The 14,996-nt window shown below is 68.3% G+C and carries 15 protein-coding genes; 5 read left to right on the top strand and 10 right to left on the bottom strand.

The features are described 5' to 3' along the window. Positions 1-17 precede the first annotated feature (17 nt). The 4 genes from APZ21_RS23200 to APZ21_RS34855 all read right to left on the bottom strand — a co-directional run bounded on the left by APZ21_RS23200 (position 18) and on the right by APZ21_RS34855 (position 2,174). Positions 18-716 (bottom strand): hypothetical protein, encoded by a 699-nt coding sequence (locus APZ21_RS23200; protein ID WP_054815419.1) that lies wholly within the window; start codon positions 714-716, stop codon positions 18-20. Continuing rightward, complete coding sequence (locus APZ21_RS23195; RefSeq protein WP_054815418.1) at positions 713-1,507, bottom strand: PE-PPE domain-containing protein; 795 nt, start codon at positions 1,505-1,507, stop codon at positions 713-715. Before APZ21_RS23195 ends, APZ21_RS23200 begins: the two co-directional genes overlap by 4 nt. Positions 1,508-1,546: 39 nt before the next feature. Beyond that, complete coding sequence (locus APZ21_RS34860) at positions 1,547-1,843, bottom strand: hypothetical protein (protein WP_054815417.1); 297 nt, start codon at positions 1,841-1,843, stop codon at positions 1,547-1,549. 106 nt (positions 1,844-1,949) lie between these two features. Further along, entirely contained in the window at positions 1,950-2,174 is a 225-nt protein-coding gene (locus APZ21_RS34855; protein WP_054815416.1) for a hypothetical protein, read from the bottom strand. Positions 2,175-2,316: 142 nt separating this feature from the next. On the opposite strand from APZ21_RS34855, the gene APZ21_RS34850 reads away from it, so the two are divergent. Further along, the gene (locus tag APZ21_RS34850; protein WP_054815415.1) at positions 2,317-2,574 is read left to right on the top strand and encodes a helix-turn-helix domain-containing protein; all 258 of its coding nucleotides are present in this window, start codon (positions 2,317-2,319) and stop codon (positions 2,572-2,574) included. Positions 2,575-2,608: 34 nt separating this feature from the next. On the opposite strand, the gene APZ21_RS23175 is transcribed toward APZ21_RS34850, so the two are convergent. Together APZ21_RS23175 and APZ21_RS23170 are read right to left on the bottom strand one after the other, a co-directional pair. Then, complete coding sequence (locus APZ21_RS23175; protein ID WP_156371275.1) at positions 2,609-2,797, bottom strand: hypothetical protein; 189 nt, start codon at positions 2,795-2,797, stop codon at positions 2,609-2,611. Positions 2,798-3,647: 850 nt separating this feature from the next. Then, positions 3,648-5,636 carry a VanW family protein gene (locus APZ21_RS23170; RefSeq protein ID WP_054815457.1) on the bottom strand — a complete coding sequence of 663 codons (1,989 nt, stop codon included), beginning with the start codon at positions 5,634-5,636 and terminating at the stop codon, positions 3,648-3,650. 279 nt (positions 5,637-5,915) lie between these two features. On the opposite strand from APZ21_RS23170, the gene gnd reads away from it, so the two are divergent. Next, positions 5,916-6,944: a phosphogluconate dehydrogenase (NAD(+)-dependent, decarboxylating) gene (gnd, locus tag APZ21_RS23165; RefSeq protein WP_054815456.1), complete on the top strand. Its 1,029-nt coding sequence runs from the start codon at positions 5,916-5,918 to the stop codon at positions 6,942-6,944. Positions 6,945-7,184: 240 nt separating this feature from the next. On the opposite strand, the gene APZ21_RS23160 is transcribed toward gnd, so the two are convergent. After that, a complete protein-coding gene (locus APZ21_RS23160) occupies positions 7,185-8,516 on the bottom strand; it encodes an acetyl-CoA C-acetyltransferase (RefSeq protein ID WP_054815455.1) in 1,332 nt (443 codons plus the stop codon). A gap of 209 nt (positions 8,517-8,725) precedes the next feature. Between APZ21_RS23160 and APZ21_RS23155 the strand changes: the two genes are divergently transcribed. Further along, entirely contained in the window at positions 8,726-10,084 is a 1,359-nt protein-coding gene (locus APZ21_RS23155) for a 3-oxoacyl-ACP reductase (RefSeq protein WP_054815413.1), read from the top strand. Next, complete coding sequence (locus APZ21_RS23150; protein ID WP_054815412.1) at positions 10,081-10,950, top strand: MaoC family dehydratase; 870 nt, start codon at positions 10,081-10,083, stop codon at positions 10,948-10,950. The genes APZ21_RS23155 and APZ21_RS23150 overlap by 4 nt, the downstream gene beginning before the upstream one ends. Before the next feature lie 194 nt (positions 10,951-11,144). On the opposite strand, the gene APZ21_RS23145 is transcribed toward APZ21_RS23150, so the two are convergent. The 3 genes from APZ21_RS23145 to APZ21_RS23135 form a co-directional block, all read right to left on the bottom strand. Further along, positions 11,145-12,272: a DUF5685 family protein gene (locus tag APZ21_RS23145; RefSeq protein ID WP_239476777.1), complete on the bottom strand. Its 1,128-nt coding sequence runs from the start codon at positions 12,270-12,272 to the stop codon at positions 11,145-11,147. A 125-nt stretch (positions 12,273-12,397) separates the two neighbouring features. After that, a complete protein-coding gene (locus APZ21_RS23140; RefSeq protein ID WP_054815410.1) occupies positions 12,398-12,997 on the bottom strand; it encodes a TetR/AcrR family transcriptional regulator in 600 nt (199 codons plus the stop codon). Positions 12,998-13,173: 176 nt separating this feature from the next. Beyond that, a complete protein-coding gene (locus tag APZ21_RS23135) occupies positions 13,174-14,337 on the bottom strand; it encodes a glycoside hydrolase family 3 N-terminal domain-containing protein (protein ID WP_054815409.1) in 1,164 nt (387 codons plus the stop codon). Positions 14,338-14,464: 127 nt separating this feature from the next. Here APZ21_RS23135 and APZ21_RS23130 point away from each other — a divergent pair, with 127 nt between their 5' ends. Then, the gene (locus APZ21_RS23130) at positions 14,465-14,944 is read left to right on the top strand and encodes a universal stress protein (protein ID WP_054815454.1); all 480 of its coding nucleotides are present in this window, start codon (positions 14,465-14,467) and stop codon (positions 14,942-14,944) included. Positions 14,945-14,996: the final 52 nt, after the last annotated feature.

Raw genomic sequence — 14,996 nt, 5'->3', positions numbered from 1 at the left:
GGCATTCTGGTAATCGTTCAACCGGCGGACGACAGCTCGGGGTCCCCGCGTCGCTTACGTGTCGGATAGACCAGGTGCTCGTCGAGCACCTGGCCCACGATGAACTGCTCCGGCCAATCCGGCGCCCACGGACCGGGTAATGGCCTGATACGGCCCGCATCGCGCAAGGTCTGGATCCGCCGGGTCGTGAGCGCGCGATACTCCCCGCCCAGTTCCTTTGCCAGCGCGGCGATTCCGGAGGCATTGAGGCGCTGGGATCGCGCCGCGGCGACCGCGGACTCGTCCAGCGCCACGGGCGTCCCGGGCGGGCAGACGACCTGCCACGCGTTCCGCACCACCCGCCGCAGGTCGGCGGGTGCGTCCGCCGCACCCTCGGTCATGGCCAGAGCGATGAGATTGCGATCGAGCCAGCGCGCCAGTCCGGCCGTCGTCGGCGAACCCGGATACCGCATGGCGCGCTGTTCGCATACGAGCCGCACCCACGACACCAGGCACGCGTGCAGTTCGTCGGCGGCGCGGGCGGCGGCCGGGTCGTAGGGCAATGGTTGTTCGCTGGGTCTGCGGTGCAGGCGGTAGTCGCCGCGGGAGCCGGCGCGCGTCTGCTTGGTGCGCGCGATCGTGAGGTCCTCGACCAATTCCGGTATTTCACGCAGCAACTCGGCGAGTGCGCGCAGTTCCAGCCGGTCAAGATACAGATGGTGAGCGCCTTCGCTCACCGCGCGCCGGCCCGGTCCAGGACCCAGCCGTCCAGTTCCCGCGCCAACCGGCGGGCGTGGCCGTGCCTGATGTAGTCATCGGTGTGGAGGCCGTCGACGAGATAGCCGCGGGCGAATCCGATCGCGTCTATCCACGATCCCCAACTCCACGGCGACCACCACCGCTGCAACTGGCCGCGGGTGGCGGCGTCGAGTAGATTCCGCCCCCAGCGCAGCGCCGCGTCCGTACCGCCGTAACTGAAGTAGGCGCCCAGATCAGCGATGCCGCGCAAGGGATTTCCCGCGGGCAGCGCGGTGATGGGGTCGCCGGGCGCGGCGGCCCAGAAGGCGGGGACGTTCGGCACCTGGCGCTGACCGGCGATGCCGTAACCGCCCGGGTCGGCGCCGACGCATTCCCCGGCGGGCCGCAGCGGGTCGGCGATCAACGCGCACGCGAGTACTCGGGGAGCGGACAGCTCACCGGCGCCGATCGCCGCGGCGATATCGCCCGCGACGGCGGCGCCCTGGGAGTATCCGGCGAGGATCACTCGGTCGGCGGTGGACTCCACGGCGCGGACCAGGGCGTCGCGTCCCGCGGCGAGACTGTCGGCGTAGGCGAGCGCACCACCGTATTCGGCCGGATAGGGCACCATGCGCGGCCGGTAGCGGGCGGGATCGAGGGCGGCGGAGAACGCCGCTGTGATGCCGTCGCCGTTCGGATGCCAGGTGCCGCCGACGATCAGCACGTCGACCGGTCGCCGCGACAGCGAATGTCGCAGCGCGGGAATTTCTTCGGGAATCGATCCGTACACTGCGGAATTCCTTTCCGGGATTGACGCGGCAAACGCGTTTCAACGCGATGGCGCATCGGAGAAGATCGGCGTCGCGGACCGATTCGACGAATAGTCCGGCGCAACAATGGATTCGATTCGCAGATTGCTGGGATGCGTGGCGATGGCATTGCCGAGCTGCGGCCAGACGGGATTCGGGTAGCCGTAGTCGACGTAGACCATGCGATCGTCCACGCGCGCGATCACGCCGTGTTCGACCCGCCCCGGCACCGGCGGAACGAAGACGACGCGGCACCCGATGTGACGGCGGAACTGCGCCAGCGCGGCCGTGGCGCCGATTGCTGATCGATCGCTCATCGGCCCGGCTCCCGCCCGAGAAGATTCGTGAGTTTAGTCACACAGTGTTTGCCGCGCGACGCCACGAGACGATGGCGGACCGGAATTCGCCCGCTCCCGAGGGCGCTCATTGTCCGCGCACCGCATCGGGCAGCAGATCGGTGGTGCGGCGCCCGAGCGCGGCCGCGACGCGAGCCAGATCCGACAACGTGAACGATGTCTGGGCGGCCAATTGCTGGCGCAGCACGGAAGAGGGTATCGAGGTGCCCCTGACCAGGTCTTTCATCCCGAGACCGGTTTCGGCGAGCGCCCTTCGGACACCCTCGGCGACGATCTTGTCCAACTGTTCCATACGGAGCAGAGTATGGTCCGAACGGACTAGCTGCAACTCCGAAGGGATCTACTGCGGTATCCACCGGGAACACGGCGGTAAAACCGCAGGACACGCGGCAAGCCGTTTGCCACATAGCCGTTCGGACCTCAGAATGGTCCGTATGGGTGCGAAAGAGGCGGCTTCGGCGATCAATCGTGCGGTCGGCGACGAACTACGAGCCGCGCGGGCACGCCGCGACCTGACGCGGCAGCAGCTCGCGGACTCGACCGGTTTGGCCGTCAGCACTATCCAGCGATTCGAGAACGGCGAACGGTCGCCGGATATGCAGCAACTGCACGCGCTGTGCAGTGCGCTGGAAATCCCCATGCGCGAGTTCGTGACACTGGCGCTGAAGGGTATCGAGCGCACGAACGACTGATCGAGTCACGATCAGACCTCCGGGCGAATCGGATTCAGGCGCAGCGGGTGCCCGCCGCGTCCGCGACCAGGGTGACTTCGGCGTAGTCCACGACGGCCTGAACCGAGTCGACTCCGAGCGCGAACGACGCGAGGACGATGTCACAGACAGTGGCGCCGCCGCACAGAATTCGATGTGCCGCGTCCTCCCCGATGGTCGCCCCCAGCGCCGATGACACTCCCATGGTCCGAATCGCGGTTGGCTCCACCACGGTGCCGACGTACTCCACTATCCAGCTCCCCTTCACTCACTCGCCCGGCATCGGGCGATATGACCTGGTTGCAGAATCGAACCCGCGTCCCAGAATCAGGGTAGTTATATCGCACCGAATCACCGCGGGCGGATCAAAGATGCCCCGAGACATGATCTTTCGCCACCGCCCGAAGCGATGAAGCCGTCCGTGTGGTTTGCTTACCATTCGCTGCCGGAGCGCGGCGGGCGACGGACCCTACCGACTGGTTCGGCCCCACCGCGACGCGAGTCGCGATGGGGCCGAAGAGATGACGCGGAGTATTACTGAGCGGTCGGCTGGGTGGGCGTGCTGCCCGCGGAACCGGTCACGAGGGCCTCGAGGATCTTGGCCAGCGACTCCGAGGAGCCCGTTCCCGGCGCGGGCGGAGTGTCCTCGGCGACGCCTATCGAAGGTTGGATTTTCCGCCGATAGCGGGCCGGCTACCGACTGGAACAGTCCTATCACGCGGTACCGATTAAGCGGGAAATCCATTCCGCAAAATTCACGGCAAGAAACATAGCCAGAAGTTAACGAGTATTTCCTAATGCAGCTTATTCAGGCAAAATTTCATGGGCGAGCGAATCTTTCAACACGCATATCGAGAATCGATATTCTCAGCTCTACCTGCGGTTTCACAGCAGGTGGGCACGCCGAAGGTCACACGGAGCGCGTTGCACGACACCGGAGCGGCGCATTAGCCCCTCGAATAGCCGGCCATAGTATTCGGGGCATTGGAACAGACCGGTCGGGCAAGAAAGCCCCCGCTTCCGGGGGTGCTATCTCTATACCGGCAAACCCGGCCCTACTCGCACTTCACGACCGGAATCGGGTCGTACTTGACCGTGCGCGTGTGCCTGGATACCTCCCGACCGGTCTTGCGGTCGGTGATGATGCGGGTATCGGAAATGGTGAATCCTGGTGCGCCGTCGGTGGCGATGCAGTCCTTGCCCTTGGGCAGGGTGACCGTCGTCGGTTCCGTCGGTTTCGACTTCTCGCCGGTCACCGATTCGACGTTCACGGTCTTGGTGCCCCACAGCCGCACGGTGACATCCGAACCGGTGGCGACCGTTTCGATATAGATGCCGGTCTGGGTGCTGTTGCGGAACTTCAGATCGATCGCGCCATCGAAGACGGTGGCCTCGCGCGCCGCCGGATAGCGAGAGATGTAATAGCTGTGCTCGGTGTGCCCGGCGTCTTCCAGACCCGCGAAATAGGCCGCGTTGTACAGGGTCGTGGCGAATTGGCTGATTCCGCCGCCGACGGCGGTACTCGGCCTGCCGTGGTCGATGATGCCGGATTCGACGTAGCCCTCCGCGGTACCGCGCGGACCGGTGAAGTCGTTGAGCGAGAACGTCTCCCCGGGCCGGATCAGCGCGCCGTTCACCTTCTGCGCGACCACGCGGATATTGACGCCGGACGGCCCGCTGAAGCCGCCGGTAGTGAACGAACCCATCGGCTCGACGATTCCGAGCGCCTGCGCGGCCTCGGTGGTGAGGGCGGGGTCGACCTTCTCGTATACGGCCTGCGCGGAACGCTGCTGCGGCGCGGCGAGCAGCATGGGCAGCTGTTCGAGGGTCTTGCCCCAGTTGATCTTGTCGCCGGTGACCGCGGGCACCACGGTCGCCTTACCGCCCGCCACGGTGAAGGTGGCGTCCTTCGGTTCGATCTCCGTGGGCGCCAACTGCGGGCCGAGCACGGCGACCGCGGCGTTCTGGTCGTAGCCGAGCGACAGTCCGCCCCGGCCGTCGGGCACGAAGGAGATGACGGTGGCGATCTGCGCCGGATCGAGGGTGGCCGCGCCACCTTTGCCGGAGAAACTCACCGCCGAGCGCACCGCCGGTTCGGCGATCTCACGCAGCGCCTGGTCGACGGCCTCGGGCCGCACGGTCAGCGGCGCGGGCACCTCCGGCAGGTCGAGCGCCGCGCCGAGCACCCAACGATCGATGAGTACGGTGCGGGCCGCGCCGGTGTCGAGCACCCGGCCCGGCACCGGCGGCACCGCGACGGGTTTGGCGTTGTCGAAGCGGATCGTGCCCTCGACGGTCGGGATGTCGTGGGTGTGCAGCGCTGCCATCTGGCGGTCGAGAGCCGCCTCGTCGACCCGGCTGGCCACGGCGACATTGCGCGAATCGAACAGCGAGACGAAGCGGGTGTATGGGTTGAGCGGTTGACCGCCGATGCGATCCCAGGTGGCGTCCCAGTCGATGGTGAGACCGGCCTGCGAGGGCACGATGGTCTCCTTGACGTCGCCGAGACGCAGCGGCAGTTCCTGCTCGGAGCGGTTGCCGAGCGCGGCGCGCAGTTTGGCGTCGGCCGCGGCGGGGTCCATACCGCCGATGTCGATGCCCGCGACGACCACGCCGCGCGGCACCTCACCGGAGGTGCGCAGCCAGTCGGCGGCGTATCCGAGCCCGGCCAGCGCCAGCAGTGCGCCGACCGCGATGCCGATCCGCCTGGTCGCCGGTGCGCGCCACCAGGGCGGGGCGGGCGGACGCTGAGAAATCCGCGAGCGCGCGGCCGGGGTGCGGGGCGCCGCCGCGGTGCGCGGGAGCTCCGTGGTCGGGGCGGCGGCCGAGGCGGGGAATCCGGCGGCCGGACGGGGGCGGGGCGGCTGCGCGCCCTTCGGCCGGGTCGGCGACTGGGTGCGCAACGGCTGGGTCGGCGCGGAGGACGGGTCGTGAACCACTCGCTGACCGGAGACGCGGTTCGAGTCGAGAAGCTGACGCAGCCCGACCTCGCTCGTCGGGGGGCTGCCTCCGTCGCGACTCCCGGCGCTCGACTCGCTCGTCACGACCCGTTCCTCCCGGCTGAACACAGACCCGCACCGTGCGGGTCGCTTCCACGATAGTGGCCCGAAACGGCGGTCTGCGCAGAGGACAGCGCAACAGCAAACCCCCGGCAATCGATCGCCCGTGACAAAAAGCGGCCCCGCGCAGTTGCCGGGTCGGGGGTCTGGCAACTACACGGAGCCGATCTGTTTATCGGAGCCGGTCACCGTGCGTTACACCCGACACGGCGCGAGACTGGACGGGTACGTCAACGAGCTCGCCACTACGAGGGGATGGACGGAATGCAGCTGGGAATGATCGGCCTTGGCCGCATGGGCGCCAATATCGTGCGCCGGGTCGTTCGCGACGGACACACCTGCGTTGGCTACGAACGCAAGACCGCGACCATCGAGGTGTTGCGCGAGGAATTGGGCGCGAGTTTCGACGGCACCACCGATCTCGCCGAATTCGTCGGTTTGCTGACCGCCCCGCGCGTGGTGTGGGTGATGATCCCGGCCGGGGCGACCGGTGCGGTGGTCGAACAGGTCGCGGGATTGCTCGAACCCGGCGATATCGTCATCGACGGCGGCAACAGCCGGTATCACGACGACATCGCGCGAGCGGCCGCGCTGGCGCCGCGGGGCATCCACTACGTCGATATCGGCACTTCGGGCGGTGTGTTCGGACTCGACCGCGGTTTCTGTCTCATGATCGGCGGCGAACCGGGCCCGGTCGCACATCTGGATCCGCTGCTGAAATCCATCGCGCCCGGCAACGGGGCCGCCGAACGCACGCCGGGACGCACCGGCGAGCCGTCCACCGCCGAACAGGGATATCTGCACTGCGGTCCGGCGGGCGCGGGGCATTTCGTGAAGATGGTGCACAACGGCATCGAGTACGGCGCGATGGCCGCCTACGCCGAGGGACTCAATATCCTGCACCGGGCGAACGCGGGCGCCGAGCACACCGGGGCCTACTCCGCGGAGGAGACCCCGCTGGAACATCCCGAGTATTACCATTACCCGATCGACGTGCCCGAGGTGGCCGAGGTGTGGCGGCGGGGATCGGTGGTGGCCTCGTGGCTGCTCGACCTGACCGCGGGCGCGCTACACGCCGACCCGAATCTGGATTCCTTCGACGGAAGGGTCTCCGATTCCGGTGAGGGCCGCTGGACCCTCGACGCCGCCGTCGACATCGGCGTGCCCGCACCCGTGCTGGCCGCGGCACTGTTCCAGCGGTTCAGCTCGCGCGGCGAGGCGCGCTACGCCGACAAGATGCTATCGGCCATGCGTGAGGCGTTCGGCGGCCACCATGAGCTCCCGAAGCCGTGACAGCTTCTAGCAAACTTTCAGCCATCTACTTTCCGGTCGGGCGAAACACTCGTTTCGGTCACCCGGCACGCCGGTTTACAGTACGTTTTTCACCGGCTGACTCACCTCCGGGTCCGTTTCGGCGTCGCGTACTCCGCGCCCGGGACATGGATCGCCCGGTAGGACGGGAGGCGGCAAACCGGGTGGCATCCGGTCCCGGGGAAGGACCGGATGCCACCGCGGTCACGCGGGAACTCGGGTTCAGCGCTCCAGGATGGCGACGACGCCCTGACCGCCCGCGGCGCAGATGGAGATGAGCGCGCGGCCCGACCCCTTCTCGGCGAGCATCTTGGCGGTGGCGGCGACGATACGGCCGCCGGTCGCGGCGAACGGGTGACCCGCGGCCAGCGAGGACCCGTTGACATTGAGCTTGCCGCGATCGATCGAACCGAGCGCGCCGTCGAGGCCGAGGCGCTCCTTGCAGTACTGATCGGACTCCCACGCCTGGAGGGTGGCCAGGACCACCGAGGCGAACGCCTCGTGGATCTCGTAGTAGTCGAAATCCTGGAGCGTCAGACCGTTGCGGGCGAGCATGCGCGGCACCGCGTAGGTGGGTGCCATGAGCAGACCGTCGGGACCGTGGATGTAGTCGACCGCGGCGACCTCGGAGTCGACCAGGTAGGCCAGGGTCGGCAGCTTGCGCTCGGCGGCCCATTCCTCGCTGGACAGCAGCACCGCGGACGCGCCGTCGGTCAGCGGCGTGGAGTTGCCCGCGGTCATGGTCGCGCCGCCCGCCCGAACGCCGAAGACCGGCTTCAGGGTGGACAGCTTCTCCACGGTGGAGCCGGGACGCAGGTTGTCGTCGCGGGTCAGGCCGAGGAAGGGGGTGATCAGGTCATCGAAGAAGCCGCGGTCGTAGGCGGCGGCCATATTCTTGTGCGACAGGTAGGCCAGTTCGTCCTGCGCCTCGCGGGTGATGCCGAACTCCTTGGCGGTGATGGCCGCGTGCTCGCCCATCGACATGCCGGTACGCGGTTCGGCGTTGCGCGGGATCTCGATGCCGATCATGCCGGGCCGCACTTGGCCGACCAGCTTGAGCCGGTCCTTGTTGGACTTGGCGCGATTGACGTCGAGCATCCATTCGCGCATGCCCTCGCTGACGCCGATGGGCGCGTCGGAGGTGGTGTCGGTGCCGCCGCCGATACCCGCGTCGATGCGGCCCGCCGCGATGGCGTCGCCGACGGTGACGATGGATTGCAGACCGGTGCCGCAGGCCAGTTGCAGATCGTGGGCCGGGGTGTAGGGGCTGAGCGTGGAGCCGAGGACGCTCTCGCGGATCAGGCCGTGTTCGCCGACGCGCTTGAGCACCGCGCCGCCGACCACCATGCCGAGCCGTTCGCCCTGGAGGTTGAACCGGCTGACCAGGCCGTCCAGCACGGCGGTGAACATATCTTGGTTCGAGGCGTGGGCGTATGCCTTGTCGGAACGGGCGAAGGGAATCCGGTTGCCGCCGACGATCGCGATCGGGCGCGGCTGCCGCGGGGTCCTGGCTGTGCTTGTCACTCGGGTCTCCAGATCTCGTCGGATGGGCATGAGCACCGCCACCGCCGAATGCTCACCGGAACCGGCGCGCGCGGAATTACCGGGTTCGCGCGGGTCGGCGGGGGTGTGGTGTTGGTTTACTTTAAACTTACTCTGGAGTAAGTTAATTGTCGACACCGTACCCCGCACGTGTTCGCACGGTCGCACCGGGGCATGCACTGAACGAGACCATTCCCCCAGACACAGCAAAGGTAGGAATAGTGGCAGCCAGCAAGAGCAAGGGTGCTCCCAACCTCTACGGATCGTTCGTCAACTCCGCTCCCGGCCAGTTCCTCGCGAGCCGCCTCGGCCTCCCGCAGCCGGAGAAGCTGCGCCGCTACGTCAAGGGCGAGCCCGCTCTGGCCGGTCCGGTGCTGATCGGCGGCAAGGGCCGGGTCGCCGAACCCGTCCGCGCCCTGCTGTCGGACTACACCTTCCACGACACCCTTGCCCAGGGCACCAAATACGGCGCGTTGGTCTTCGACGCCACCGGCATCGGCTCCATCGAGGATCTGTCCCAGCTGTTCGAGTTCTTCCAGCCCGCGATGCGCGGTCTCACCGCGTCGGGCCGCGTCGTGGTCATCGGCACCACCCCCGAACTGGCGGGCGGCGTCGAGCAGCAGATCGCCCAGCGCGCACTCGAGGGCTTCACCCGCTCGGTCGGCAAGGAGCTGCTGCGCGGCTCCACCGCCCAGCTCGTATACCTCTCGCCGGAAGCCGCCCCCGCCGCGACCGGGCTGGAATCCACGCTGCGCTTCCTGCTCTCGGCCAAGTCGGCCTTCGTCGACGGTCAGGTCATCCGGGTCGGCTCGGCCGACTCGGTCGCGCCCGCCGACTGGGACAAGCCGCTGGACGGCAAGGTCGCCGTGGTCACCGGTGCGGCCCGCGGCATCGGCGCCACCATCGCCGAGGTCTTCGCCCGCGACGGCGCGAAGGTGATCCTCGCCGACATCCCCGCCGCCGGTGACGCGCTGTCGCAGACCGCCAACAAGATCGGCGGCACCGCGCTCGCGCTCGACGTCACCGCACCCGACGCCGCGCAGAAGCTGGCCGAATTCGCCACCGAGCGCTTCGGCGGCATCGACGTCATCGTGCACAACGCGGGCATCACCCGTGACAAGCTGCTCGCCAATATGGACTCCGGCCGCTGGAACGCGGTCATCAACGTCAATCTGGCCGCACCGCACCGCATCACCGAGGCGCTGGTGGCCAGCGGCGCGCTGCGCGAGGGCGGACGGGTCATCGACGTGTCCTCCATCGCGGGCATCGCGGGCAACCGCGGCCAGACCAACTACGGCGCGTCCAAGGCGGGCGTCATCGGCATGGTCGACGCCGAGGCTCCGAAGCTGGCCGAGAAGAACATCACCATCAACGCGGTCGCGCCCGGCTTCATCGAAACCGCCATGACCGCAGCCATCCCGCTCGGCACCCGTGAGGCCGGACGGCTGATGAGCTCGCTGTCGCAGGGCGGGCAGACCGTCGACGTCGCCGAGACCATCGCATTCTTCGCATCGCCCGCCTCGAACGCGGTGAGCGGCAATATCGTTCGGGTCTGTGGGCAGAGCCTGATCGGAGCATGATGACGCAGATGATCACGCTCACCGAACCGCCGAAGAACAGCGGCCTCTTCGTAAAGGCCGCGCTCGGCGCCGTGCCGGTTCCGCTGATCTCGCAGCGCAAATCGGCACTGCCCGACCGGGCCGTGCGCCTCGACGGCTTCCGGGTCGACCCCGATCACCTGGCCGCCTACTGCCGTGCCACCGGCCTGCGCTTCGGCGACGCGCTGCCGCTGACCTATCCGTTCGTGCTGAGCTTCCCGCTGGCCATGCGGCTCGTGGTGGCCCGCGACTTCCCGTTCGTCGCGGTAGGCGCGGTGCACGCGGAGAACCGGATCGAGCGCGCCCGCGAGATCTCGGTATCCGAACCGCTGGATCTGCGCACGCACATCGAGAATCTGCGCGAACACCCGAAGGGTCTGCTGGTCGACGCCATCACGGAGGTGAAGGTCGGCCGAGAACTGGTGTGGCGACAGGTGACCACCTTCCTGCACCAGCAGAAGACCTCGCTTTCGGGCGGGCCCAAACCCGAACCCAAACCCGAGGAAACGCCCCCGCCGCCGCTGCGCACCCTGCGCGTGGATCAGAAGACGATCAACCGCTACGCCGCGGCCTCCGGCGATCAGAACCCGATCCACACCTCCGCCCTGGGCGCAAGGGCTTTCGGATTCCCGAGGCCCATCGCGCACGGAATGTGGTCGGCCGCAGCCATTCTCGGCAGCATCGAAGGCAGAATCCCCGAGAAGACCACGTACTCGGTGAAATTCGGCAAACCCATCCTGCTCCCGTCGACGGTCAACGTCTACGCCGACAAGGTAGAAGGCGGCTGGGACCTGGCCCTACGCCACCCCAAGAAGGGCTACCCCCACCTCACCGCCACCTTGCGGTAGTAGCCGTTCCGCGGCGTCTCGCGTCCGAATGGAAACAACGAACGGCCATTCGGACGCGAGACCCGAAGTCCGGCACGGTTCGCGGCCGTCTCGCGTCCGAGCGGTCGAGACAATGCGACGAAGGAGCAAGTATCGACCGCTCGGACGCGAGACACAAGGGGCCGCGAACCCGCGGCGCCGAAGGCGCCGCAAACTCAACAGCCGTCGCATTCGCAGCAGTTCCCGCAACAGTCGCATCCGTCGCAGCAGTCGCCGCAATCGCAGTTCTTGATCCAGGCGTCCTTGCGTTCGCCGGTGCAAGGGCTGGTGTGGTCGGAGCAGCAAGCCCAGCCGGTGCAGTAGACGCCGAGCACGATGCCGAGGGCGGCGCCCAGGTCGGGGCGGCGGGTAGGCGGGCGGTGTCCGGGCAGGTTGGCGTGGGCGGTGTGCTCGCGGGTCGCGGAGCAGGCGTGGGCGATCGTGCCGCCGATGCCGTGGCGGACGCGACGCAGCAGGCCGTTGAGCGGATCGAGCAGAATCCAACGCACAGTGGGGGTTTCGGCCAGTTCGGCCTCGGCAATGGCGTGGCGCAGCGCCGAATCCGATTCGCGCATTAGGTCGTACGCCTGCGGCATGGTGGTGCCGGTGGCGTCGAGCGGATTGAAGCGGCCGCGGGCGCGGTCGGCGTCGAAGTCCTCGACGGCGTCGGCGAGGTGCGCGATGCGACCGAAGTGGCGGCCCGCCTCGCGCAGCGCCGTGAGGTTCGCGGCGCGCTCGGCGAGTACCGCGGTGTGGCCGAACAGTTCCGCCGCGCAGAGCTGGGTTGGTTCGGTCAGCTGGTCGAGGGTGATCGCGGTCGAATCGGCGGCCGCGCGGCGTTCGAGGTCGGCTTGGCCTTCGATCGCATTGACGAGCGGGCCGACGTCGAGGCCGATGCGGTCGGCCTCGACGCGGGCGCGGTCGGCCCAGCGCGCGGCGATTCCGGTCATGGGTCGGCGGGTCAGGACCGAGCCGTCGCGGTCGTCGACGTGATCGCGGATCTTGGCGGAGCCGAGCAGCAGGGACGCCGTGGCGGCGAGCCGAACGCCCGCCGAGTCCGCGGTGGCGACCTGCGCGCGGCGCATACCGCGCAGCGCGCACGGACCCGCGACGGTGCGCGCTGCCCCGCCCGGACGCTGCGCCTCGGTCAGCACGCTCAGCACGATCGCGTCGGTATTGGTCGCCGTGCGCGCGAGTTGTCCGTGTCCGTCGCGCAATCCCAGGCAGAGGCCGCACATGTGCGCGCGCCACTGCGCCGGGTCGACACCGTATTTCTCCGCGCCGTGCGAACACGGCCGCAGCATTCCGAACAATTCCGCCCCGTTCCTACCCGGCCGCGATCGCGCCGCCGCCGGTCTCACCTGATGACCATGCGCATCCTGGCAGGTCACGGCACGGTTGGCGAGCCGGACGATGCCGCGGGCGCGGCCTACTCGGCCTTCTTGCGTCCGGCCAGACCACGCCAGGCCAGGTCGTCGAGTAGATCCACGGCTTCGGAGACGTCGATGCGGCCACTGGCGACCCGGTCCGCGATGGCCTCGCCCGCCCCGATGACGGCGACCGCGACGACGTCGAAATTGGTGCCGGGTTCGGGATGGCGCGCGCTGGATTCGAGCAGTTTCGCCGTCAGTTCGATGACCCGTTCACGGGCGTTCTCGATTTCGGAGGCGAATGTCTGTTGGCCGATGGCCTGGCGGTAGAGCACCTGCCAGGATTTGCGGTTGTGGTCGACGAACCCGAGGAATCCTTCCAGCGCGGTGCGCAACTGTTCGTGCGGTGACAGCAGCGGATTTCCCGCCGGGGCAACGGATTCGATGAGTCGCATACCCTCGCGCTGGATGCACGCGCGGAACAGTTCGTCCTTGGATCCGTAGTACAGATACAGCATCGGTTTGGAGATTTTCGCCTCCGCCGCGATGGCGTCCATGGAGGTGTCGTGGAACCCCTTGCGCGAGAAGACCTCGACGGCGGCATCCAGCATCTGCTGTTCACGAACCGCTCTGGGAAGCCGCTTCGTACCGCCCGCCATCCATTCTCCTACCGCAGGGTGAAGCCCTTATATTACTCCAAGGTAAGTTCGGCGGGTCGAATTCGCTTTCCCTATAGCCGACACCCGGCCCCGTCGGCACGACCGCGCCCACCGGGTCAGGACACAGTACGGTCCCACCGGTGATCGGATGACGGGGGTTCAGCGCCGCGGCGCACTCAGCACCGCAGCGCGCCCTTGTAGGCGGCGTTGCGCAGCACCGAGGCGTCGACCCGGTCGGCGGGCAGCCGCGAACTCGCCACCGCCTGCTCGAGCCGGTCGAGCACGCTCGACACCGCGTCGGTACTGATCCACAGCGCGTTGTCGGCCCCCGCGACCAGCGCGGCCTCGACCGCGGCCTCGATGCCGAGCCTGCTGGTGATCGCGGCCATGCCGCTCAGGTCATCGGTGAAGATGACCCCCTCGAACGGCGCCGCGCCGTAACCGGCGCCGTCGCGCAGCAGCGACATCGCGGCCGGGCTGATGCTCGCGGGCACATCCGGCGAGGTCAGACCGGGCACATCCAGGTGGCCGACCATGACCGCCGCGCCCGATCCGACGAGTGCGCGGTAGGGCACCAGGTCGACGGTCTGCAACTCCGCCAGCGGCGGCGTGCGGACCGCACCGGTGTGCGAATCGCCCGATCCCGAGCCGTGGCCGGGGAAATGCTTCATGACCGTGCCGACGCCGACCTCGCGCATGGCGCGGATGTATGCGTCGGCGTAGCGGGTGACCACCTCGGGGTCGTCGGAGAAGGACCGATCGCCGATGACCGAATCGTCGGGCTGACCGCTGACGTCGACGTCGGGCGCGAAATCGACCGTGACGCCGAGGTCCTTGAGCGCCTTACCCCGGCTCAGGGTCGCGGTGTAGAACTGCTCGGGCGTCATGGTCTGGGCGGTGACCCGGGCCGAGGGCGCCGCGCCGATGAGGTCCTTGACGCGGGATACGCGTCCGCCCTCCTCATCGATGGTCACCATGAGCGGCGCGATCGCCGCGGACTGGATTTGCGCGAGTCTGCCGTCGGTGAGCAGGGACTTGTCGGTCCACCCGCCCACGAAGATGCCGCCGACCTGTTCGCCGCGGACGGTCTCCGCCGCGTCGGCCCCGCCGGTAACCCCGACGGTCAGCAATTGGGCCAGCTTCTGACGCTGGGTGAAGCGGGCCAGATACGCGGTGCCGCAATCCTGTTTCGCGGGGGTCACCGTGCTCGCGGCGCCGGTGGAAGCGGGCGATCCCGGCGTCGAGGTCGTAGTGGTCGCGGCCGTCTCGGTGCTGCCGCCAGAGCAGGCGGTGGTCACGGCGGCGAGTACTGCGATCAGCACGAGAGGCGTCTTCCGCATTGCAGCCAGAGTAGTGCGCGGCACTGGACGCGCCGCGTCCGGGGCGCATCGCGCGGGCGCCGCGTATCGGCCCGCACCGGGGGTAATCTGGCGAAACAGCGTGAGACTCCCCGTCAAGGAGGTCATCGTGCCCTGCGATCTGATGCTCATCGCCTACGACGGTTCCGAGAATGCCAAGCGCGCCATCGAGTACGCGGGCCGGTTCCTCGCGGCGAATCGCGCCGTCGTCCTGACCGCCTGGGAGCCGATGGTGCGCCAGGCCGCGCGACTGTCCGGCCTCTCGGGGGTGGTGCAGCCGGAGTGGGTGCCCGACGAGGAGATCGAGGACATCGCCTACGTCGATGCCAAGAACGTCAATATCGAGGGTGTGCGGCTGGCGAAACTGGCCGGCCTGAATGCCGAGGCGCGCACCGCCGAATGCACCTCGACCATCTGGAACGCGATCGTGGAATGCGCCGACGACCTCGATGTCGACATCATCGTCGCGGGCACGCGCGGGGCGACGGGTGTGCGCGCCCTGCTGCACAGCAGCGTCGCCGACGCGGTGCTCAAACACTGTCACCGCCCGGTTCTGCTGGTCCCGCCCGGTCGCGAACCCCGTCGCTGACCTCTGACGAGATTTCGCTCGCACCGGCCGGGCGCGGGTCGCGGGCGGGGTT

Source organism: Nocardia arizonensis, assembly GCF_001310275.1.
In the GTDB taxonomy this organism is placed as follows: Bacteria; Actinomycetota; Actinomycetes; order Mycobacteriales; family Mycobacteriaceae; genus Nocardia; species Nocardia arizonensis.
This window is presented reverse-complemented; position numbering and strand designations above follow the sequence as displayed.

What these genes read in the sequence shown, in the direction of transcription:
- APZ21_RS34860 (WP_054815417.1), bottom strand. Translation starts at nt 1,843, where the DNA reads ATGAGCGATCGATCAGCAATCGGCGCCACGGCCGCGCTGGCGCAGTTC.
- APZ21_RS34855 (WP_054815416.1), bottom strand. Translation starts at nt 2,174, where the DNA reads ATGGAACAGTTGGACAAGATCGTCGCCGAGGGTGTCCGAAGGGCGCTC.
- APZ21_RS34850 (WP_054815415.1), top strand. Translation starts at nt 2,317, where the DNA reads ATGGGTGCGAAAGAGGCGGCTTCGGCGATCAATCGTGCGGTCGGCGAC.
- APZ21_RS23175 (WP_156371275.1), bottom strand. Translation starts at nt 2,797, where the DNA reads ATGGGAGTGTCATCGGCGCTGGGGGCGACCATCGGGGAGGACGCGGCA.
- gnd (WP_054815456.1), top strand. Translation starts at nt 5,916, where the DNA reads ATGCAGCTGGGAATGATCGGCCTTGGCCGCATGGGCGCCAATATCGTG.
- APZ21_RS23160 (WP_054815455.1), bottom strand. Translation starts at nt 8,516, where the DNA reads ATGCCCATCCGACGAGATCTGGAGACCCGAGTGACAAGCACAGCCAGG.
- APZ21_RS23150 (WP_054815412.1), top strand. Translation starts at nt 10,081, where the DNA reads ATGATGACGCAGATGATCACGCTCACCGAACCGCCGAAGAACAGCGGC.
- APZ21_RS23145 (WP_239476777.1), bottom strand. Translation starts at nt 12,272, where the DNA reads ATGCTGCGGCCGTGTTCGCACGGCGCGGAGAAATACGGTGTCGACCCG.
- APZ21_RS23140 (WP_054815410.1), bottom strand. Translation starts at nt 12,997, where the DNA reads ATGGCGGGCGGTACGAAGCGGCTTCCCAGAGCGGTTCGTGAACAGCAG.
- APZ21_RS23135 (WP_054815409.1), bottom strand. Translation starts at nt 14,337, where the DNA reads ATGCGGAAGACGCCTCTCGTGCTGATCGCAGTACTCGCCGCCGTGACC.